Source organism: Streptomyces sp. NPDC048257, assembly GCF_043201855.1.
Classification (GTDB): domain Bacteria; phylum Actinomycetota; class Actinomycetes; order Streptomycetales; family Streptomycetaceae; genus Streptomyces.
On record NZ_JBICZI010000004.1, the window covers coordinates 538,026 to 557,386 of the forward strand.

The window sequence follows — 19,361 nt, forward strand, 5'->3', positions numbered from 1 at the left end:
GACGCCCAGCATAGCCAGACACGATAGATCGCGATACTGCCGAGTGAGCCTTACCTCACAGACAAGCCACCGGCGAGAGGTCCTACGCTGGTTAACCGCGCTGCCAATTGGTCGCCAGCGCCGTCTGCCGAGTGAGGAATGACTGCCGTCATGCCAGAGTTTGCGTACACCGACCTGCTGCCCCTGGGCGAGGACACCACCCCCTACCGGCTGGTGACCGCCGAGGGCGTATCCACCTTCGAGGCGGACGGCCGTACGTTCCTCAAGGTGGAGCCGGAGGCGCTGCGCAAGCTCGCCGAAGAGGCCATCCACGACATCCAGCACTTCCTGCGCCCCGCGCACCTCGCGCAGCTGCGCCGCATCATCGACGACCCCGAGGCCTCCTCGAACGACAAGTTCGTGGCCCTGGACCTGCTGAAGAACGCGAACATCGCGGCGGCCGGCGTCCTGCCCATGTGCCAGGACACCGGCACGGCGATCGTCATGGGCAAGCGCGGCCAGAACGTACTGACTTCAGGTGGCGACGAGGCGGCCCTGTCGCGCGGCATCTACGACGCCTACACGCGGCTGAACCTGCGCTACTCGCAAATGGCCCCGATCACCATGTGGGAGGAGAAGAACACCGGCTCGAACCTGCCCGCGCAGATCGAGCTCTACGCGACCGACGGCGGCGCGTACAAGTTCCTCTTCATGGCCAAGGGCGGCGGCTCCGCCAACAAGTCCTTCCTCTACCAGGAGACCAAGGCGGTCCTCAACGAGGCCTCCATGATGAAGTTCCTGGAGGAGAAGATCCGCTCGCTCGGTACGGCGGCCTGCCCGCCCTACCACCTGGCGATCGTGGTCGGCGGCACCTCCGCCGAGCACGCGCTGAAGACCGCCAAGTACGCCTCGGCGCACTACCTGGACGAGCTGCCCCGCGAGGGCTCCCCGCTGGGCCACGGCTTCCGCGACGAGGCCCTGGAGGAGCAGGTCTTCGAACTGACCCAGAAGATCGGCATCGGCGCGCAGTTCGGCGGCAAGTACTTCTGCCACGACGTCCGCGTCGTGCGCCTCCCGCGCCACGGCGCCTCGCTGCCCGTCGCGATCGCCGTGTCCTGCTCGGCGGACCGCCAGGCCACCGCGAAGATCACCGCCGAGGGCGTCTTCCTGGAGCAGCTGGAGACGGACCCGGCGCGCTTCCTGCCGGACACGACGGACGAGCATCTGAGCGAGGCGTCGGACGTGGTCTCCATCGACCTGAACCAGCCGATGGACGACATCCTGGCGACGCTGACCAAGCATCCGGTCAAGACCCGGCTCTCGCTGACCGGCCCGCTGGTCGTGGCGCGCGACATCGCGCACGCCAAGATCAAGGAGCTGCTGGACTCGGGCGCGGAGATGCCGCAGTACCTGAAGGACCACCCGGTCTACTACGCCGGCCCCGCGAAGACCCCCGAGGGCTACGCGTCGGGCTCCTTCGGCCCGACCACGGCCGGCCGCATGGACTCCTACGTCGAGCAGTTCCAGGCGGCGGGCGGCTCCAAGGTCATGCTGGCCAAGGGCAACCGCTCGCAGCAGGTGACGGACGCGTGCGGCACGCACGGCGGCTTCTACCTGGGCTCGATCGGCGGCCCGGCGGCGCGCCTGGCCCAGGACTGCATCAAGAAGGTCGAGGTCCTGGAGTACGAGGAGCTCGGCATGGAGGCGGTCTGGAAGATCGAGGTCGAGGACTTCCCGGCGTTCATCGTCGTGGACGACAAGGGCAACGACTTCTTCCAGAACCCGGCCCCGGAGCCGACGTTCACCCACATCCCGGTCCGCGGCCCGGGTCTGTAGCGCGACGGCCTGAGGGTCTCTCCCCCGAACGGGGGAGAGACCCTCAGGCATATCCGCCCATCGGCAGATGGAGCCGGGGGCGCCCGGCGGCGAGGCTTTACCCGTACCCAAACACCTCTTGGAACACGGGAGTTCACGATGAAGAACCGCAAGCGCGCCCTCATTCTGGCCGGCACCGCCGCCGCTCTGGTGGCGACGCTGATCGGCGCGGCTCCGGCCCCTGCCGCTCCGGCCGCGCCGAAGCTCGCCTCGGTGCACGGCGGCGGGACGGTGCTCTACCCCTACGCCCCGAGGGCGGACGACATCCGCTTCACCGTCGATGCCGAGGCCGCCCCGTGGAGCAGGCCCTTCCCGGCCGAGGGCGGGGAACAGGGCCTGCCGGTGGACGCGCGCGGCCGGGTGACCGTCTACCACGCGATGCCGGACAGGGACTTCACGGGCGTCGCCGAGGCGGAGGTGGACTGCATGGTCACCGCCGGCAAAACGGCCACGATCACCGCAGTGGTGACCTCCTCGAACGTCGGCTGGGAGGGCAAGCGGATCGGGATCAGCGTCCAGGACGGCGAACGCGGTGGGCCCGACCGGGTGGGCTTCTCGTGGGGCATCGCCAACGTCGACGTGCAGCCCGACGGCTCGGTGTCCGAGCCCCGCGTGGGCACGTGCATGGCCCCGGCCCCGTTCACCGAGGTCACCAAGGGCGGCTTCAAGGTCACCCCGGCCCCGCTGGCCCCGCGGCCGTCCACCCCGTGATCAGCCGCGTCATCAGCTCCGCCTCGACCGGGGTGGCCCGGTAGCCGTCCCGTACGGCGGCGTGCAGCTCCGCCAGGGTCAGTCCGAGCACCTTCCGGACGGCCCTCAGGGCGGGCACGCCGCCGCCGCGGAGGTTCACGGGGACCGTCCCCTCGGCCGCGACGACGGCCGCACGGACGTACTGGGGCGCCGGCCCCCGTCCTTCGTCACGGTTGCAGACGTCCGGGGCGCCGAACGCGCAGGTGTCGCACTCCCACTCCGCCTGCCAGCAGAGCCCGTCCCCGTCGATCAGCTGCCACGCGTGGAACACGCAGCGCCGGCACGGCTCGCACACCAGGGACATCGACGTCGGCTCCGGCATGGCACCACCATGCCCGCCCCGCAGGGGCCACCGCATCCGGTTAACGTCGGGGACACGGCTCCACACCTGCACGTTCACACCGGTTTGCAAGGATTTCCGTATGACTGCTGCGTCCCCCCTCCGTACCGCCCGCGCCGTCCGCGTGGTGGCCCATCGCGGGGCCTCCCACGAGCACCCCGAGCACACCCTGGCCGCCTACCGGCAGGCCATCGCCGACGGGGCCGACGCGCTCGAGTGCGACGTCCGGCTCACCGCCGACCACCGGCTGGTCTGTGTGCACGACCGCCGGGTCGAGCGGACCTCCGACGGGCGCGGGGTGGTCTCCGAGATGACCTACGAGGAGCTGTCCGCCCTCGACTTCGGGGCGTGGAAGGGGACCGCGCACACCGGGGCCCGGGTACTGCTCTTCGAGGACCTGCTCCGGGAAGCGCTGGCCGCGCCCCGGCCGGTCGGGCTCGCCGTCGAGACCAAGCACCCGACCCGTGCGGGCGGCCGGCTGGAGGCCGAGCTGGTGCGGATGCTCCGGCAGTACGGCCTGGCCGACGGCTCGGCCGGGCTGGTCGAGGTGATGAGCTTCTCGCGCGGCGCCCTGACCCGGCTGCACCGGCTCGCGCCCGGTCTGCCCGCCGTCTACCTGATGGAGCGGCGGCTGCGCCCGGTGCGCCCGCCGTACGCGACCCACGCGGGCCCGGGCATCGACCTCGTACGCCGGGACCCGGGGCTGGTGGGCCGGCTGAAGGCGAAGGGGCTGTCGGTCCGGGTCTGGACGGTGGACGAGCCGCAGGACGTGGAGCTGTGCCTGCGGCTCGGCGTGGACACCCTGATCACCAACCGGCCGCGCGAGGTGCGCGAACAGCTGGAGGCGCTCCGCTGACCTCCGCGGGTGCGGGTCCGGCCCGGCCCCGGCCCCGCACGGGCGGAGCCGGGCCGGACCTCGCTCAGGAGGCGCCCTGGGCCTTGCTCAGGGCGGTCTGCTTCGCCTTCTTGATCGCACCCATCTCGTTCGCGCGGGCGTCGATCATCTTCTGCTGGATCTGGGCCTCGGCCGCGTGCCAGACGTCGACCAGCTTCGTCTTGTTCTTGCAGGCCACGTCCGCGGTCGCCACGGCGATCTCCTGCGCGGAGACCGTCGGCACGGAGAACTTCGGGTCGTCGTTGGCCTGCATGGGGTTCTTGTAGTCGTACCCCTTGCCCTTCATGCAGGCGGACCAGGCCGCGAAGACCTTGGTGACCCGGGGGTCCTTGAGGGACTCCTTGTAGGACTGGCCGTTGATGTCCTGGGCGAGGTCCGCGTACAGCTGCTCGCCGCCGCCCGTGAGGGTGCGCGTGGACTCGGCCACGCAGCCGCCCGGCGGGATGTCCTTGCCCTGGACCTGGCTCGGTGCCGCCTGCTTGGCCTTGGCGGTGTCGCCGACCTCCTTGGTGGTGCCGGTCATCGCGAGCCACTCCGCGTCGCCCAGCACCGGCTGGACCGCTGCGGACGGGGCCGGGCCGTCGGCCGCGGCTGCCGCGGACGCTCCGCCCGCCTTGGCCGTGCGCGCGGAGCCCGCGAACTCGGGCTTGTAGCCGGAGCGGGCCGCCTGGGCGGCGTCCACGGTGCCGTAGCGCAGGTCGGTGAAGGTCTCGCGCGGGTCTGCCGGGGCCTGCTCGGGAGCCTGGAAGGAGGCGAAGCCGAGGCCCTGCATGCACTTCTGCTGGAGTGCTCCGCCGGCCTGGCTGAGCTTCGCGTACTCGGCCGGGGTCGGCAGGTACTGCTCGATCGGCAGCGTACGGACCTTCGCGGAGCCGGCGATCGCCGTCGCGTCGGCACCGGCGGCGGAGGCGGCACCGGCGTCCGTACCGGCGGAGGCCGCGTAACCCGCCATCACCGCTCCGGAAGCCACGGCCATCGCGAGGAGGGAAATACGAGTGCGCTTCTTGTTCATTTCGCTCGGCATTCTCTCGGCCCTCAGACGGCGTTCGGGTGGTAGTTCCAGGACGCGTTGTTGTTGTACGTCGCGTTGAGATTCCGCCTCGTCTGGGGCTCGACCACGTCGTAGGGGCCCTTGTACCAGCTGTTGAAATGAACGCGAACGGCCTGGTTCGTGTAGCGGCTGTCCGCCGAAGCGGCGTTGTTCTTGAGCGCGACGCCCTCCCCGTTCCCGGTGCCGCGGTTGAACACCACCCCTGCGAAGTCGTAGGCCGGCCAGTTCTCGATGTGGTACATCTGCGACAGGGCGCCCGCCTGGTTCGAGTTGTAGTACAGGCAGGCCATGTCGGGATAGCAGCGGTTGGTGGGCGCGGCCTGGGCTGCGGAAGGCAGCGCGAGAACCAGCACTCCGGATGCCGCGACCGCCGCGACGGCAGCACGCATGGACTTCATGGAATCAATCCCCCTTGAATGGCACTCCCGGGGGACGGTCAGACCCCCGAAAGTGCGACAACCACAAGATCGTATGCACGGAACGAGGGACGGGAAACCCAATAAGTTACCGATGGGTACCTTTTCGGCCATGGCTGAAGCCGTGCACGAATACACCCGGCCGGGGTGCGCCGGCCGGGCGTGGGGGTCCGGTGGTGCGGGGCGGTTACACGAAGCGCTGGTTCGCGGAGCCGTTGCAGGTCTGCAGGCGCAGCGGCTCGTGGGCGGCGGCCACCGTCAGGCACATGCCCGGGGCGGCGGCGGGGCGGAGGGTGGCACCGTCGCGGACGAACTGCTGGTTCGCGCCACCGTGGCAGTTCCAGATGATCAGGCCGGTGCCGGAGCCGTAGTCGGCGCCGGGGGCGTCGAGGCAGCGGTCCTGGGTCAGCTCGGTGTGGACGGACTTGCGGGCACTGTCGTACCACCAGCCCTGGTTGCGGCCGCCGTGGCAGTCCCATCCGACGATCTTGGTCTCATTGGCGCTGGACCCGCCGAAGGAGTCGAGGCAGTTGCCGGTCGCCTCGTTCTTCAGGGGCTTGAACTTGTCGTCCCAGGCGCCGGCCTGCAGGACGGGCGTCCCGGTGCTCGCGGGGTCGGCGCAGGAGGCCTCGCGCAGGCCCGAGTTGTAGAGCTGGGTCAGACAGGACGCGAAGGCGCCGTGGCCGCGGTAGTTGGGGTGGAAGGACTGGCGGGCGGTGTTCTCGTCCCACGGGAAGTGGTCCCCGAGGTCCAGGTAGAGGCCGCGGGCCCAGGTGTCCTCCATGCAGACCTCGTGGCCGTGGAAGAGCCGCGAGTTGTCCAGGTAGACCGCGCCGGAGGCGAGGGCCGCCGCGCGCATGCCCTTCTCGAAGGTGGGCACCGCGTAGTTGCGGCCCCAGGCGGCGTCGGAGTCGTAGCCGGCGCAGCCGCCGGGCAGCTTGCCGGGGAAGCCCGGGTTGTCGTAGAAGTCGGGGCCGATGGGGCTGGGGTAGCCCATCACGACCAGCTTGTAGTCGGAGTCGGCGTATCCGGCGTCGCGCATGACCGTCTTGAGGTCGGCGACGGTGGCCTCGACCTTGGGCTTGAGTCCGTCGACGCGCGCCTGCCAGCCGGGCCCGTACTTGGGTTCGCAGGTGCCCTGGCTGAGGACCCAGCGGGTCACGCAGTCGGTCATGACGGGGCCGAACTGCAGGTCGTCGTTGGCTCCGGCGACCAGCAGGACCATCTTGATCTTCGTGTTGCGTGCTTTGATGGCCAGGCTGTCGCTCTGCACCAGCTCGTCGGCGTACTGCTTGCCGCCGCCGATCCTGATGTTGCCGGTGTAGCCGCCGGAGCAGGCGACGTTGAAGGTCAGATCGGCCGGGATGCCGGTGCGGTGGATCGCCGAGTCCGGCGATCGGTGGCACTGGTTGTTCGGCGTGTTGGTCGCGGGGTCGTAGTTGCCGACGCCCTCGCCCGAGATCTCGCTGTCACCCAGCGAGATCAGGCCGGTCTTGCGCTCGTTCAGCGGGCGCACGACCGGGTCGCCGTAGATCCTGGTGGCCTCCGCGGCGCGGATGGCCTCCAGCTCGGGCGACAGGGGTGCGACGGCCCCGGAGGGGGTCGCCGCCTGGGCCATGGGGGTGATGGCGGTGACGCCCCCCAGGGCTGCCGCGATCGCCGCAACGACGGCGAAGGTAGATCTGAGCACGGGTTTCGTACGGGCACGAGCCATGAAACGCCTCCCCGGATGTCGGTGTTACCCCCGGTATTTACTGGCCGGTAGGGGAGTTGGGAACACTTCGAACAAGACAATTGCTCAACTTTTTGAGGAGGCCACGAAAATGACGGACGACCAGCAGGCCGACGCCTACCGGATCGAGCACGACTCCATGGGCGACGTACGGGTGCCCCGGGATGCCAAATGGCGCGCCCAGACCCAGCGCGCGGTGGAGAACTTCCCCATCTCCGGGCAGCGGTTGGAGCGCGCCCACATCGAGGCCCTCGCCCGGATCAAGGCCGCCGCCGCCGTGGTGAACGCGAAGCTCGGCGTCGTGGACCAGGACATCGCCGACGCGATCCGGGCCGCCGCCGCCGAGGTCGCGGACGGCCGCTGGGACGACCACTTCCCCGTGGACGTCTTCCAGACCGGCTCCGGAACCTCGTCCAACATGAACACCAACGAGGTGATCGCCACCCTGGCCACCGAGCGCCTGGGCCGGGAGGTCCACCCCAACGACCACGTCAACGCCTCGCAGAGCTCCAACGACGTGTTCCCCTCCTCCATCCACATCGCCGCCACCGCCGCCGTCACCGGAGCGCTCATCCCCGCCCTGGAGCACCTGGCCGCCGCGATGGAGCGCAAGGCCGCCGAGTTCGAGCACGTCGTCAAGGCCGGGCGCACGCACCTGATGGACGCCACCCCGGTCACCCTCGGCCAGGAGTTCGGCGGATACGCCGTGCAGATCCGCTACGGCGTCGAGCGGCTGCGGGCGGCCCTGCCCCGCCTGGCCGAGCTGCCGCTGGGCGGCACCGCGGTGGGCACCGGCATCAACACCCCGCCCGGGTTCTCCGCCGCCGTGATCGCCGAGGTGGCCGGGACGACCGGACTGCCGCTGACCGAGGCCCGCAACCACTTCGAGGCGCAGGGCGCGCGGGACGCCCTCGTAGAAACCTCCGGGATGCTCCGTACGATCGCCGTCTCGCTCACCAAAATCTCCAACGACCTGCGCTGGATGGCTTCCGGGCCGCGCACCGGTTTGGCCGAAATCAATCTCCCGGATCTCCAGCCGGGCTCCTCGATCATGCCCGGGAAGGTCAATCCGGTGGTTCCGGAGGCCGTCCTGATGGTGGCCGCCCAGGTCATGGGGAACGACGCCGCCGTCGCCGTGGCGGGCGCGGCCGGCAACTTCGAGCTCAATGTGATGCTCCCGGTGATGGCCAGGAACCTCCTCGAATCGATCCGGCTGCTCAGCAGCGCGAGCCGTCTGCTGGCCGACCGCACGGTCGACGGGATCACCGCCAACGAGGCGCGGGCCAGGGAATACGCCGAGTCCTCGCCCTCCGTCGTCACCCCGCTCAACCGCTACATCGGCTACGAGGAGGCCGCCAAGGTCGCCAAGCGGTCCCTCGCCGAGCGCAGGACGATCCGGGAGGTGGTCCTGGACTCCGGTTACGTGGAACGGGGCGACCTCACCCTGGAACAGCTCGACGAGGCCCTGGACGTGCTGCGCATGACGCATCCCTGACCCGCCCGGCCGGCCCCCTCGCGGGGGTCGGTTTCGGCCGATTCTCGTCCCCCGAGCACCCGGTGGCCTGCGCCGCAGCGGGCGCCGGGACCCCCGCCCTAAGATCTGCGCATGACAGGTACTTTCAAGCCCGGGAGCGGCGCGGCGCAGAGCGCGCCGCCGGGCCCCGCGCAGGGCCCGCGCTGGACGCCCGGGGAGCAGATCCTCTGGCGCTACCGCGACCACGCCCCGGGACTGAAGGGCCCCGTGCACATCTGCCGCCCGGTGACCGTGGTCCAGGACACCGACGAGCTGCTGGCGGTGTGGATGGCGCCCGGCACCGAATGCGTCAAACCGGTCCTCGCCGACGGCACCGCCGTCCACGAGGAACCGCTCGCCACCCGCTACACGGCGGCGCGGACCACCGTACGGTCGCGCTGGTTCGGCACCGGTGTCCTGAAACTGGCCCGGCCCGGGGAACCCTGGTCGGTGTGGCTGTTCTGGGGACCCGGCTGGCAGTTCGAGAACTGGTACGTGAACCTGGAGGAGCCGCGCTCGCGCTGGGCCGGCGGGGTGGACTCCGTGGACCACTTCCTCGACATCGCCGTCCACCCCGACCGCAGTTGGAAGTGGCTGGACGAGGACGAGTTCGCGCAGGCCCAGCGGTCCGGCCTGATGGACCGTGAGCAGGCCGCCCGGGTACGCGAGGCCGGCCGCGCGGCGGTCGAGGTGATCAGGGAATGGGGAGCCCCGTTCTGCGGCGGCTGGGAGGACTGGCGGCCGGATCCGGCCTGGAGGATTCCGGCCCTCCCCGAGGACTGGGACCGCACCCCGGCGCACATGAGCTCATGAGACCCTTGATGCGCCCCCAGGGTTCAAACGTAGGATCGTCCTCCACGAGGTCACGCGCGCGAAGCGGTGCGGTCGGTGCACCACTGCGCAAGTGCCGGGCCGAGCACGGGATCTGACCGGAGGTCAACGCACGACGAGGGGCGACGAGGGCGAGGGTCCGCCAGGGCACCTCCCGGCCGGAGGTTGGGGGACAAGTTTGGGGGAGGAACCTCGGGGCGATGGTGCCCGGGCCGCTGAGCGGGTATACCGCGACTGACCGAGTTGTGTGCAGCGCACATCGAGCGCAAACGGACGGAAATCCACGCGTGACGGAGTACCCCACCTCCCAGGAGGGCCCGCAGCCCGTCGCCTCCGGCGGAGGAACGGACGAGGCCGGCCACGGCAAGGCACCCATCGCCGCCGCCGAGGCCGTACGCACGCATGCGCCGGGCACGGGCGCGGAGCCGGGCGGCGCGACCGCCGCGGCCTCCGACGCGCGGGCGGCCCGCTCGGCCGCCGGGCTGCCCCGGCCCCGTGGTTCCGCGTCGGCGGAGGTCCCGGCCGCCGCGGATTCCCCCCAGGGCCAGGGCCCGGCACAGGGGCAGGTCCACGACAGCGCACGCCCGCGGAACGACGCGGCCCACGATGGCGCCGGGGCGGCCGCCGGTACCGGCGGAGCCGGACGCCACGGGAGCGGCGGGACCGGAATACCGGGCGGGGGCGGAGAGGTGACCGCCGCGCGCCGCGAAGGGGACCGGCTGCGCTTCGTCGGCGCCGCCACCCGGCGGATCGCCCGCGGCATCGACCTCGACGAGATCGTGCTGGGCCTGTGCCGGGCCACCGTGCCGACCTTCTCGGACGCCATCCTCGTCTACCTGCGCGACCCGCTCCCGGTCGGCGACGAGCGGCCCGTCGGCCCGGTCGTTTTAAGGCTCCGGCGCACCGACCGGCTCCGGCCGATCGACGACCTGACGGACTTGAGCAGCACCATCGGCGCGGGGATGGACCTCGCCGGGGCCGCGGGGGCCACCGGCGAGCTCGACTTCAGCCAGCTGCCGCTGGTCGGACCGCAGGGTGACCTGCCCGCGGCCGAGCTGTGCGAGATCCGGTCGGGCGGCGCGCTCGCCGAGGTGCTGCGCGGCGTACGGCCCGTCTTCGGGTCCTCGGCCGCCGCGCGGGCCGCACTGCCCGAGCTGCTCGGCGTGGACCATCCGCTGCCGCGCGGCAACCGGGCCGTCCTCGCGCCCCTGCGCGGCCGCCGCCGGGTGATCGGCGCCGCCGTCTTCCTGCGCAGCCCCGAACGGCCCGCCTTCGAGCAGAACGACCTCCTGGTCGCCGCCCAGCTGGCCACGCACACCGCCCTCGGCATCGACAAGGCGGTCCTGTACGGCCGTGAGGCGTACATCGCCGACGAGTTGCAGCGCACCATGCTGCCGGACAGCCTCCCGCAGCCCACCGGGGTGCGCCTCGCCTCCCGGTACCTGCCCGCCGCCGAGACGGCGCGGGTCGGCGGCGACTGGTACGACGCCATACCGCTGCCCGGCAGCCGGGTCGCGCTCGTCGTCGGCGACGTCATGGGCCACTCCATGACCTCCGCCGCGATCATGGGCCAGCTGCGCACCACCGCCCAGACCCTGGCGCAGCTGGACCTGCCGCCCGCCGAGGTCCTGCACCACCTGGACGAGCAGGCGCAGCGCCTGGGCTCCGACCGCATGGCCACCTGCCTGTACGCGGTCTACGACCCCGTCGCGCACCGGATCACCATCGCCAACGCCGGTCACCCGCCGCCGGTGCTGCTGCACCTGGGCGGCCGCGCCGAGGTGCTCCGCGTACCGCCCGGCGCGCCGATCGGTGTCGGGGGCGTGGACTTCGAGGCCGTGGAGCTGGACGCACCCGCCGGGGGCACCCTCCTGCTCTACACCGACGGCCTGGTGGAATCCCGCCTGCGGGACGTGTGGACGGGCATCGAGCAGCTCCGCGAGCGTCTCGCCACCACCGCCCAGCTGACCGGCCTGGATCACCCGCCGCCGCTGGAGGCGCTCTGCGACGACGTCCTGGACATGCTCGGCCCCGGCGACCGGGACGACGACATCGCGCTGCTGGCGGCCCGGTTCGACGGGATCGCGCCCAGTGACGTCGCGTACTGGTTCCTGGACCCGGAGGAGACCGCTCCGGGCCGGGCCCGCCGGTTCGCCCGGCGCGCCCTGACGCGATGGGGCCTGGAGGAGCTGAGCGACTCGCTGGAGCTGCTGGTCAGCGAGGTGGTCACCAATGCCGTCCGGTACGCGGAGCGGCCCGTGACCCTGCGTCTGCTGCGTACGGACGTACTGCGCTGCGAGGTCGGCGACGACTCCCCGCAACTGCCCCGCCAGCGCCGCGCGCGGGACACGGACGAGGGCGGCCGCGGCCTGTTCCTGGTCAACCGGATGGCCCGCCGCTGGGGCGCGACGCGGCTCAGCAGCGGAAAGGTCGTCTGGTTCGAGCTGCCGCTGCCGGGGGCGCCGGAGCGGCGCTGACCCCGGGACCACGGAAAAGACCGCCGCCGCGCAGCCTGTGAAGGCTGCGCGGCGGCGGTCTTTCGGGTGCCGGCAGGGCCTGGAGGGCCCTAGTGCTCGGGAAACAGCGGCGGGTCCGGCGGCTTCGGACCGCCGGTCTTGGTCGCCGAGGGCGACGGGGACGTCGACGGCGACGGCGACGTGCCCGACTTGGTCGGGCTGGGCGACGTGGACGCCGTCGGGGACTGCGGCGGGCTGCTGCTGGCGGCCGGCGCACTGGAGGACTGGCTCGGCGAGGCCGACGGCGAGGCGCTGCGGGACGGCGCCTGCACGGCGCCCATCTCCGCCTCGCTCAGCTGGAACTTGCCCGCGCTGCCGCCCTTGAGGGCGGCGAGGGTGTACGCCTTCCAGATCGAGGCGGGGAAGCTGGAACCGCCCAGACGGCCGAGGCCGGCCGTACCGGTCAGGGTGACCTGCTTGGCGGTGCCGGGCTCCTCACCGAAGATCGCGACGACGGTGACCAGTTCCGGGGTGAACCCGGAGAACCAGCCGGAGACGTTGTTCTCGGTGGTACCGGTCTTGCCGGCGGCCTCGTAGGAGCTGCTGCGGACCTTGTTGCCGGAGCCGCCATCGTCGTTGACGACGCCCGTGAGCACCTTGGTGACGGTGTCGGCGGTCTGGCGGCTGATGGCCTGCGCACCGATGGGCTGGACCGGCTCGACCACGCGGTCCTTGTGCTCGGCCTTCTTGATGATGGTCGGCGTGACCTTCTTGCCGTGGGCGTCGAAGGTGGCGTAGACGCCCGCCATCTCCACGGTGTTGGCGCTCATGGTGCCGAGCGACATGGCCGGCTTGTCCTCGGGCCAGCCGTCGCGGTCCTTCATGCCGAGGGCCAGGGCCGTCTTCTTCACGTTGCGCGGCTCGACGTCCACGATCATCTGCGCGTAGACGGAGTTGACCGAGAAGTTGGTCGCCTCCTGGACCGTCATCATCGGGGTGCCGAAGTTGCGGTCCTCCTGGTTCTGCGGCGCGAACGGGATGTCGCTGCCGACGACCGGGCGCTTGCTGGTGCCGTCGTACAGGGCGTTCGGCGTGATCGGCTTGCCGTCCTGGGTCTTCGACCCGTTCTCCAGCGCGGAGGCGAGCACGACCGGCTTGAAGGTCGAGCCCGGCTGGTAGTCCTTGCGCAGGGCGTTGCTGGACCAGTGGTCCTTCAGGCTCGTACCGCCGTACATGGCGACGATCGCGCCGGTCTTCGGGTCCACGGAGGTGGCACCGGCCTGCACGCTCTGGTCCTGGGGCTTGCCCTTGGTGTCCTCGCGGTCGAGCTTGGACTCCAGCTCGTCCTGGACGGCCTTCTCCAGCGCTTCCTGCTTCTTCGGGTCGATGTTGAGCGTGAAGGTCCAGCCGCCGGCGTCGATCAGCTTTTTCTCGACGCCCTGGGCGTTGAGCTCGGCCTCGGCCGCCTGGACCAGGTAGCCCTTCTGGCCGTCCATGCCCATCGGCGGCTGCGGCGGGATCGGCTCCACGAACTTCGTGGCCGCGCGCTTGGCCTCCTCGAGCTTGCCCGTGTCGACCATGTTGGTGAGGGTGGCCTGGTAGCGGACGGTGATCCGCTGCTTGGTGTCCTGGCTGGCGGTCGCCCAGTCGTACTGGCTGGGGGCCTGGACGAGGGTGGCGAGGTACGCGCCCTGCTCCAGCGTCAGCTGCCCGGCGTCGACGCCGTAGTAGGCCTGGGCGGCGGCCTGGATGCCGTACGCGCCGCGCCCGAAGTAGCTGGTGTTCAGGTAGCCCGCGAGGATCTCGGGCTTCTCCATCCGCTGGTCGACCTTGAGGGAGATCACCAGCTCCTTGAGCTTGCGGCTCGCGGTCTGGTCCTGGGTCAGGTAGTAGTTCTTGACGTACTGCTGGGTGATCGTGGAGCCACCGGCCTTGCCGCGCCCGGTGGCCGTGTTCCACAGACCGCGGGCCAGACCCTTGAAGTCCACGCCCTTGTCGTCGCGGAAGGACTTGTTCTCGATCGCGATGAACGCTTCCTGCACGTGCATCGGGATCTTGTCGATCGGCAGGATCTCGCGGTTGACCTTGCCCTTGCTCGCCATGATCGAGCCGTCTGCGTACTTGTAGACGTTGCTCTGCTGGAGGGCCTGCTTGTTGGGGTCCGGCTCTTCCACGTAGAAGTACAGGGCGATCAGCGCCCCCATGCCGAGCAGCGCCAGCGTGAAGAACGTGCCCAGGATCTTCTTCCAGGTGAAGAAGCGGCGTATGCCGGTGCGTTTACCGGTACTTCCGCTTCCCTTGTCGCCCTTCGCGCGTCCGCTCGGCGCACGCCGCGCACCGCGCTGCTGCTGCGCCTTACGCACTTCTGCTCGGCCCATCGCTCCCGCTCCGCTCGATTACCCCCCCGACGTCAGCTCAGAAAGCTAACACCGCAGGCTGTGACAAAAGTTGGCCAACCGCGACTAATTACGGTCATTTCGGACGTGAGAATCAGCACCCACATCACTGGAACCGACGCCCACCTAAGCCGAAGGGTTGCCGTAGCGCAAAAAAGTGATATCACTTTGCTAGGCGGTCCGACCGGCCGCGAGCTGAGAAACGGGGCAAATCATGACGAACAAAAACGCCACCCCTGACGGAGTACGGGAGTTCACCGCGCGCAGCGTCGGCGGCGGCCTGGCGCTGGTGCTCGGACTGGTGGGTCTGCTGGCGGGCGGAGGCCTGATCGCGGCCGGCTCGGTGGCGGCGGGCGTCGCGGCCAAGGTGACCCTGATAGCACTCGGCGTGCTCGTGGACCTCGCCTCCGTGATCGCGATGACCGGGCTGAACACGGTCGCGCCGGGCGAAGCCCGCGTCGTCCAGCTGTTCGGCCGCTACCGGGGCACCGTCCGCGACGACGGGCTGCGCTGGGTCAACCCGCTGACGTCCCGCACGAGGATCTCCACCCGGGTGCGCAACCACGAAACGGCCGTCCTGAAGGTCAACGACGCCTACGGCAACCCGATCGAGCTGGCGGCCGTCGTGGTGTGGCGGGTCAAGGACACCGCGCGGGCCTCCTTCGAGGTCGAGGACTTCACCGAGTTCGTCGAGACCCAGACCGAGGCGGCGGTCCGGCACATCGCCATCGAGTACCCCTACGACGCCCACGACGAGGGCGGCCTGTCGCTGCGCGGGAACGCCGAGGAGATCACCGAGACCCTGGCGGTCGAACTGCACGCCCGCGTGGAGGCGGCCGGGGTGCAGATCATCGAGTCCCGCTTCACGCATCTCGCGTACGCTCCGGAGATCGCCTCCGCGATGCTCCAGCGCCAGCAGGCGGGCGCGGTCGTGGCGGCCCGCAAGCAGATCGTGGAGGGCGCGGTGGGCATGGTGGAACTGGCACTGACCCGTCTCGCGGAGCAGGACATCGTGGACCTGGACCCGGAGCGCAAGGCGGCCATGGTCTCGAACCTCATGGTCGTCCTGTGCGGTGACCGCGCCGCCCAGCCGGTGGTCAACACGGGGACCCTCTACCAGTGACCCCCGGCGGCGAGGAGAAACCGGCCGGCCGGCCGGCGCGCAAGCAGGTGCTCCTGCGGCTCGACCCGCAGGTCCACGACGCGCTGGCCCGCTGGGCGGGCGAGGAACTGCGCAGCGCCAACGCGCAGATCGAGTTCCTGCTCCGCCGGGCCCTCGCCGAGGCCGGCCGCCTCCCCTCGGCCCCCGGCCCCATCCCGCGCCGGGGGCGGCCCCCGAAGCCCACGGACTGACCCGCCGACCGGCCTCACGAGAGGCCTGGTGGGGCCGGAACTCCGGCCCCACCAGGCCTCTCACCTTCTATACACTCCGCGTATACACACGGTGTAGAGTCGCGGGCATGTCCATCGGTCACACCCTCCTCGGCCTCCTCGAGGCCGGCCCGCGCCACGGCTACGACCTCAAGCGCGCCTTCGACGAGAAGTTCGGCCACGACCGCCCCCTCGCCTACGGGCAGGTCTACTCGACCATGTCCCGCCTGCTGAAGAACGGCCTCGTCGAGGTCGAGGGCATAGAGAGCGGCGGCGGCCCCGACCGCAAGCGGTACGCCATCACCGACGCCGGCATCACCGACGTCGAGTCCTGGCTCTCGCAGCCCGAGAAGCCCGAGCCGTACCTCCACTCGACCCTCTACACGAAGGTCGTCCTCGCCCTCCTCACGGGCCGCCGCGCCGACGAGCTGCTGGACACCCAGCGCGCCGAGCACCTGCGCCTCATGCGCATCCTCACCCAGCGCAAGCGCAAGGGGGACATCGCCGACCAGCTGGTGTGCGACCACGCCCTCTTCCACCTGGAGGCCGACCTGCGGTGGCTGGAGCTCACCGCGGCCCGCCTCGACCAGCTCGCCCAAGAGGTGCGACGATGACCCCGGCCGGCTCCCTGCTCGCCGCCACGGACCTGCGCAAGGCGTACGGAGCCAACCAGGCGCTCGACGGCGCGGAGTTCTCCATCCACCCCGGCGAGATCGTCGCCGTGATGGGCCCCTCCGGCTCGGGCAAGTCCACCCTGCTGCACTGCCTCGGCGGCATCGTCACCCCCGACTCCGGCTCCATCACCTACGCCGGCCGCGAGCTCGCCACCATGAGCGACGCCGAGCGCAGCGCCCTGCGCCGCACCGAGTTCGGCTTCGTCTTCCAGTTCGGCCAGCTCGTACCGGAGTTGACCTGCGTGGAGAACGTCGCCCTGCCGCTGCGCCTGACCGGCGTCAAGCGCAGGGAGGCCCAGCGGACGGCCCTGCACTGGATGGAGCGGCTCCATGTCGAGGACCTGGCCGCGAAGCGCCCCGGCGAGGTCTCGGGCGGCCAGGGACAGCGGGTGGCCGTCGCCCGCGCCCTCGTCACCCAGCCCCGGGTGATATTCGCCGACGAGCCCACCGGGGCCCTCAACTCCCTGGGCGGCGAGCTCGTCATGCAGCTGCTCACCGAGGCCGTCCGGTCCGCCAGCGCCGCGCTGGTCCTGGTCACCCACGAGACCCGGGTGGCCGCCTACTCCGACCGGGAGATCGTCGTACGCGACGGCAGGTCCCGCGACATGGAGCGGATCGTATGAGCACGCTCCGGGTATGGGCCCGCGACCTCTCCATCGGCGCCCGCTTCGCCTTCGGCGGCGGCCGTGAGGGCTGGACCCGCACCCTGCTCACCGGCATCGGCGTCGGCCTCGGCGTGGCGCTGCTGCTGATCACCACCGCGCTGCCCAGCGCGCTCACCGCCCGATACGAACGCGGCGACGCCCGCTCCAGGATCAGCGCGCCCACCGCCGACGCGCCGGGGCCCGGCACCCTGCTGATCACCGGCGCGAGTCAGACGTACCGCGACCACGACATCGAGGGCCAGTTCCTCCAGGCCGAGGGCCCCGGCGCGCCGCTCCCGCCCGGCCTGCGGAAGATCCCCGGCCCGGGCGAGGTGGCCGTCTCCCCCGCCCTGCGGGAGCTGCTGGACTCCCCTGACGGCAGGCTGCTGCGCGAGCGCCTGGACGCGAAGGTCACCGAGGTCATCGGCGACGCGGGCCTGATCGGCCCGGGCGAGCTCCTCTACTACGCGGGCACCGACCGCCTCCAGAAGGCCGGCCCGCAGGACTACCGCGTCCAGCGGATCACCGGCTTCGCCAACGCCACGGAGCCCGAGGAGCTCGACCCGGTCCTGAGGCTCCTGGTGGTGCTGACCTTCGTCGCCCTGCTGCTGCCGGTCGCCGTGTTCATCGCCGCCGCCGTCCGCTTCGGCGGCGAGCGCCGTGACCGCCGGCTGGCCGCCCTGCGCCTGGTCGGCGCGGACGTGCCGACGGTCCGCCGGATCGCCGGCGGCGAGGCCCTCGCCGGGTCGCTGGTCGGCCTGGTGCTGGGCGCCGGATTCTTCGCCTTCGGCCGCGGGCTCGTCGGCAGCTTCACCCTCCAGCAGCGCAGCGTCTTCCCGGCCGACCTCGACCCGTCCGTGTGGCTGGCCGGGCTCGTCGCGCTGGTGGTGCCCGCCGCGGCCGTCGCCGTGACCCAGTTCGCCCTGCGCGGCGTGGTCATCGAACCGCTCGGCGTGGTCCGTACGGCCACCCCGCGGCGGCGGCGCATCTGGTGGCGGCTGCTGCTGCCCCTGGCCGGACTCGGTCTGCTCGCCCCGATGGCGGGCCGCGGCGACGACGGCGGCGATTTCAACCAGACGCAGGTCAGCGCCGGTGTGGTGCTGCTGCTGGTCGGCATCACCGCGCTGCTGCCCTGGCTGCTCGAACAACTCGTCGGCCGGACCTCCGGCGGCGGCCCGGTCTCCTGGCAGCTGGCCACCCGCCGCCTCCAGCTCGGCAGCGGCGCCGCAGCCCGGCTGGTCAACGGCATCGCGGTCGCGGTGGCCGGGGCCATCGCCCTGCAGATGCTCTTCGCCGCGGTCCAGGAGGACTACACCGACATCACCGGCCAGGACCCGTCCCGGGCCGCGTTCTCGGTCATGCTGCCCCGGGGCGGCGAGGGCCGGGCCGAAGTCGCCGCGAAGCTCTCCGCGACCGAGGGGGTCGCCAGGGCCGTCGCCCTGACCTCCGTACAGGCCGACCACCGCCCGGACACAGGCAACAAGGTCGAGGTCACCATCGGTACGTGCGACGCGCTGCGCGAGGTCGCCGTACTGGACTCCTGCGCGGACGGCGACGCCTTCCTGCTCACCGGCACCTCGAACCAGAACTCCGGCGTCTACGGCTCCCCCGCGAAGCCGGGCGAGACGATGGCCTTCACCTCGTTCATCGGCCCGTTCAGCGGTCCGGACGAGAAGGAGAAGACCGTCGAGTGGACCTTCCCGGCCGCTGCCCGCACGGTCGCCAGCCGCGTGGACCCGGCCGGCACGCTGCGCGACGGGATCCTGCTGACCCCTTCGATCGCCCCCGCGGAGGCCGGTCACGCCGGGAACACCCGGGTGTTCGTCCAGCTCGACCCGACCGTGCCGGACGCACTGGAGCTGGCCCGCACGGCCGCCCTCAAGGCGGACCCGATCAACCACGTGCTGATGATGGAGTCCACCCGGGAGGATGCCGGCTACTCCGCGATCCGCACCGGGCTGTTCTTCGGCTCCACCGCCGTGCTGATCCTGATCGGCACGAGCCTGCTGGTCTCGCAGCTGGAGCAACTGCGCGAGCGCAGGAAGCTGCTGTCGTCCCTGGTCGCCTTCGGCACCAAGCGCTCCACGCTGTGCCTGTCGGTGCTCTGGCAGACCGCGCTGCCCATCGTGCTGGGCCTGGGCCTGGCCGTGGCCGCCGGGCTGGGACTGGGCGCCGTCCTGATGCGGATGGCCGGCCGCATCGTCCGCATCGACTGGGCCCCGGTCGCGACGATGGCCGGTGTCGGCGCGGGCCTGGTCGCCGTGATGACCCTGCTCAGCCTGCCGCCGCTGCTGCGGCTGATGCGCCCGGACGGCCTGCGTACGGAGTGACCCGCGCGGTGTGACCCCCTAGATGAATGAGTCCGATGTTCTCAGTGGTCGTAGGCGATCAGGGATCGTTTGATCTTGGCGTCGGTGGTCCAGTTGTGCCAGATGCCG

Annotated in this window: 16 protein-coding genes; 11 read left to right on the forward strand and 5 right to left on the reverse strand. The window is 71.3% G+C overall.

What is annotated here, in order from left to right:
• Positions 1-150: 150 nt before the first annotated feature.
• Together ACGFZK_RS13055 and ACGFZK_RS13060 are read left to right on the forward strand one after the other, a co-directional pair.
• Positions 151-1,815: a fumarate hydratase gene (locus tag ACGFZK_RS13055; RefSeq protein WP_393848909.1), complete on the forward strand. Its 1,665-nt coding sequence runs from the start codon at positions 151-153 to the stop codon at positions 1,813-1,815.
• Between the two features lie 138 nt (positions 1,816-1,953).
• On the forward strand, positions 1,954-2,565 hold the full coding sequence (locus tag ACGFZK_RS13060; protein WP_393848910.1) for a hypothetical protein: 612 nt from the start codon (positions 1,954-1,956) through the stop codon (positions 2,563-2,565).
• Here ACGFZK_RS13060 and ACGFZK_RS13065 read toward each other — a convergent pair.
• The gene (locus tag ACGFZK_RS13065; RefSeq protein ID WP_393848911.1) at positions 2,525-2,926 is read right to left on the reverse strand and encodes a hypothetical protein; all 402 of its coding nucleotides are present in this window, start codon (positions 2,924-2,926) and stop codon (positions 2,525-2,527) included. The two genes, ACGFZK_RS13060 and ACGFZK_RS13065, sit on opposite strands and share 41 nt — an antisense overlap.
• Before the next feature lie 100 nt (positions 2,927-3,026).
• Between ACGFZK_RS13065 and ACGFZK_RS13070 the strand changes: the two genes are divergently transcribed.
• On the forward strand, positions 3,027-3,800 hold the full coding sequence (locus ACGFZK_RS13070) for a glycerophosphodiester phosphodiesterase (protein WP_393848912.1): 774 nt from the start codon (positions 3,027-3,029) through the stop codon (positions 3,798-3,800).
• A gap of 64 nt (positions 3,801-3,864) precedes the next feature.
• On the opposite strand, the gene ACGFZK_RS13075 is transcribed toward ACGFZK_RS13070, so the two are convergent.
• The 3 genes from ACGFZK_RS13075 to ACGFZK_RS13085 all read right to left on the reverse strand — a co-directional run bounded on the left by ACGFZK_RS13075 (position 3,865) and on the right by ACGFZK_RS13085 (position 7,020).
• Positions 3,865-4,851, reverse strand: a complete 987-nt coding sequence (locus ACGFZK_RS13075) for a hypothetical protein (RefSeq protein WP_393848913.1) — start codon at positions 4,849-4,851, stop codon at positions 3,865-3,867.
• Positions 4,852-4,874: 23 nt separating this feature from the next.
• Positions 4,875-5,288: a peptidase M23 gene (locus tag ACGFZK_RS13080; protein WP_393848914.1), complete on the reverse strand. Its 414-nt coding sequence runs from the start codon at positions 5,286-5,288 to the stop codon at positions 4,875-4,877.
• Between the two features lie 205 nt (positions 5,289-5,493).
• Entirely contained in the window at positions 5,494-7,020 is a 1,527-nt protein-coding gene (locus ACGFZK_RS13085; protein WP_393848915.1) for a ricin-type beta-trefoil lectin domain protein, read from the reverse strand.
• A 109-nt stretch (positions 7,021-7,129) separates the two neighbouring features.
• Here ACGFZK_RS13085 and ACGFZK_RS13090 point away from each other — a divergent pair, with 109 nt between their 5' ends.
• The 3 genes from ACGFZK_RS13090 (at position 7,130) to ACGFZK_RS13100 (ending at position 11,859) form a co-directional block, all read left to right on the forward strand.
• Positions 7,130-8,533 carry a class II fumarate hydratase gene (locus ACGFZK_RS13090; RefSeq protein WP_393848916.1) on the forward strand — a complete coding sequence of 468 codons (1,404 nt, stop codon included), beginning with the start codon at positions 7,130-7,132 and terminating at the stop codon, positions 8,531-8,533.
• 111 nt (positions 8,534-8,644) lie between these two features.
• The gene (locus ACGFZK_RS13095) at positions 8,645-9,364 is read left to right on the forward strand and encodes a DUF402 domain-containing protein (RefSeq protein WP_393848917.1); all 720 of its coding nucleotides are present in this window, start codon (positions 8,645-8,647) and stop codon (positions 9,362-9,364) included.
• A gap of 305 nt (positions 9,365-9,669) precedes the next feature.
• Positions 9,670-11,859, forward strand: coding sequence for a SpoIIE family protein phosphatase (locus tag ACGFZK_RS13100; protein WP_393848918.1), 2,190 nt, complete (start codon positions 9,670-9,672; stop codon positions 11,857-11,859).
• A gap of 89 nt (positions 11,860-11,948) precedes the next feature.
• Here the strand turns inward: ACGFZK_RS13100 and ACGFZK_RS13105 are convergent, their stop codons facing one another.
• A complete protein-coding gene (locus ACGFZK_RS13105; protein ID WP_393848919.1) occupies positions 11,949-14,216 on the reverse strand; it encodes a transglycosylase domain-containing protein in 2,268 nt (755 codons plus the stop codon).
• Positions 14,217-14,448: 232 nt separating this feature from the next.
• Between ACGFZK_RS13105 and ACGFZK_RS13110 the strand changes: the two genes are divergently transcribed.
• From ACGFZK_RS13110 to ACGFZK_RS13130, 5 genes are all read left to right on the forward strand, one after another.
• The gene (locus ACGFZK_RS13110) at positions 14,449-15,357 is read left to right on the forward strand and encodes an SPFH domain-containing protein (RefSeq protein WP_393848920.1); all 909 of its coding nucleotides are present in this window, start codon (positions 14,449-14,451) and stop codon (positions 15,355-15,357) included.
• Positions 15,354-15,587 carry a hypothetical protein gene (locus ACGFZK_RS13115; RefSeq protein WP_393848921.1) on the forward strand — a complete coding sequence of 78 codons (234 nt, stop codon included), beginning with the start codon at positions 15,354-15,356 and terminating at the stop codon, positions 15,585-15,587. Before ACGFZK_RS13110 ends, ACGFZK_RS13115 begins: the two co-directional genes overlap by 4 nt.
• 107 nt (positions 15,588-15,694) lie before the next feature.
• Positions 15,695-16,219 carry a PadR family transcriptional regulator gene (locus ACGFZK_RS13120; protein ID WP_393848922.1) on the forward strand — a complete coding sequence of 175 codons (525 nt, stop codon included), beginning with the start codon at positions 15,695-15,697 and terminating at the stop codon, positions 16,217-16,219.
• Positions 16,216-16,902, forward strand: coding sequence for an ABC transporter ATP-binding protein (locus ACGFZK_RS13125; protein ID WP_393848923.1), 687 nt, complete (start codon positions 16,216-16,218; stop codon positions 16,900-16,902). The genes ACGFZK_RS13120 and ACGFZK_RS13125 overlap by 4 nt, the downstream gene beginning before the upstream one ends.
• Positions 16,899-19,253 (forward strand): ABC transporter permease, encoded by a 2,355-nt coding sequence (locus ACGFZK_RS13130; RefSeq protein WP_393848924.1) that lies wholly within the window; start codon positions 16,899-16,901, stop codon positions 19,251-19,253. Before ACGFZK_RS13125 ends, ACGFZK_RS13130 begins: the two co-directional genes overlap by 4 nt.
• Positions 19,254-19,361 lie beyond the last annotated feature (108 nt).

What these genes read in the sequence shown, in the direction of transcription:
- ACGFZK_RS13055 (WP_393848909.1), top strand. Translation starts at nt 151, where the DNA reads ATGCCAGAGTTTGCGTACACCGACCTGCTGCCCCTGGGCGAGGACACC.
- ACGFZK_RS13060 (WP_393848910.1), top strand. Translation starts at nt 1,954, where the DNA reads ATGAAGAACCGCAAGCGCGCCCTCATTCTGGCCGGCACCGCCGCCGCT.
- ACGFZK_RS13065 (WP_393848911.1), bottom strand. Translation starts at nt 2,926, where the DNA reads ATGCCGGAGCCGACGTCGATGTCCCTGGTGTGCGAGCCGTGCCGGCGC.
- ACGFZK_RS13070 (WP_393848912.1), top strand. Translation starts at nt 3,027, where the DNA reads ATGACTGCTGCGTCCCCCCTCCGTACCGCCCGCGCCGTCCGCGTGGTG.
- ACGFZK_RS13075 (WP_393848913.1), bottom strand. Translation starts at nt 4,851, where the DNA reads ATGAACAAGAAGCGCACTCGTATTTCCCTCCTCGCGATGGCCGTGGCT.
- ACGFZK_RS13080 (WP_393848914.1), bottom strand. Translation starts at nt 5,288, where the DNA reads ATGAAGTCCATGCGTGCTGCCGTCGCGGCGGTCGCGGCATCCGGAGTG.
- ACGFZK_RS13085 (WP_393848915.1), bottom strand. Translation starts at nt 7,020, where the DNA reads ATGGCTCGTGCCCGTACGAAACCCGTGCTCAGATCTACCTTCGCCGTC.
- ACGFZK_RS13090 (WP_393848916.1), top strand. Translation starts at nt 7,130, where the DNA reads ATGACGGACGACCAGCAGGCCGACGCCTACCGGATCGAGCACGACTCC.
- ACGFZK_RS13095 (WP_393848917.1), top strand. Translation starts at nt 8,645, where the DNA reads ATGACAGGTACTTTCAAGCCCGGGAGCGGCGCGGCGCAGAGCGCGCCG.
- ACGFZK_RS13105 (WP_393848919.1), bottom strand. Translation starts at nt 14,216, where the DNA reads ATGGGCCGAGCAGAAGTGCGTAAGGCGCAGCAGCAGCGCGGTGCGCGG.
- ACGFZK_RS13110 (WP_393848920.1), top strand. Translation starts at nt 14,449, where the DNA reads ATGACGAACAAAAACGCCACCCCTGACGGAGTACGGGAGTTCACCGCG.
- ACGFZK_RS13120 (WP_393848922.1), top strand. Translation starts at nt 15,695, where the DNA reads ATGTCCATCGGTCACACCCTCCTCGGCCTCCTCGAGGCCGGCCCGCGC.
- ACGFZK_RS13125 (WP_393848923.1), top strand. Translation starts at nt 16,216, where the DNA reads ATGACCCCGGCCGGCTCCCTGCTCGCCGCCACGGACCTGCGCAAGGCG.
- ACGFZK_RS13130 (WP_393848924.1), top strand. Translation starts at nt 16,899, where the DNA reads ATGAGCACGCTCCGGGTATGGGCCCGCGACCTCTCCATCGGCGCCCGC.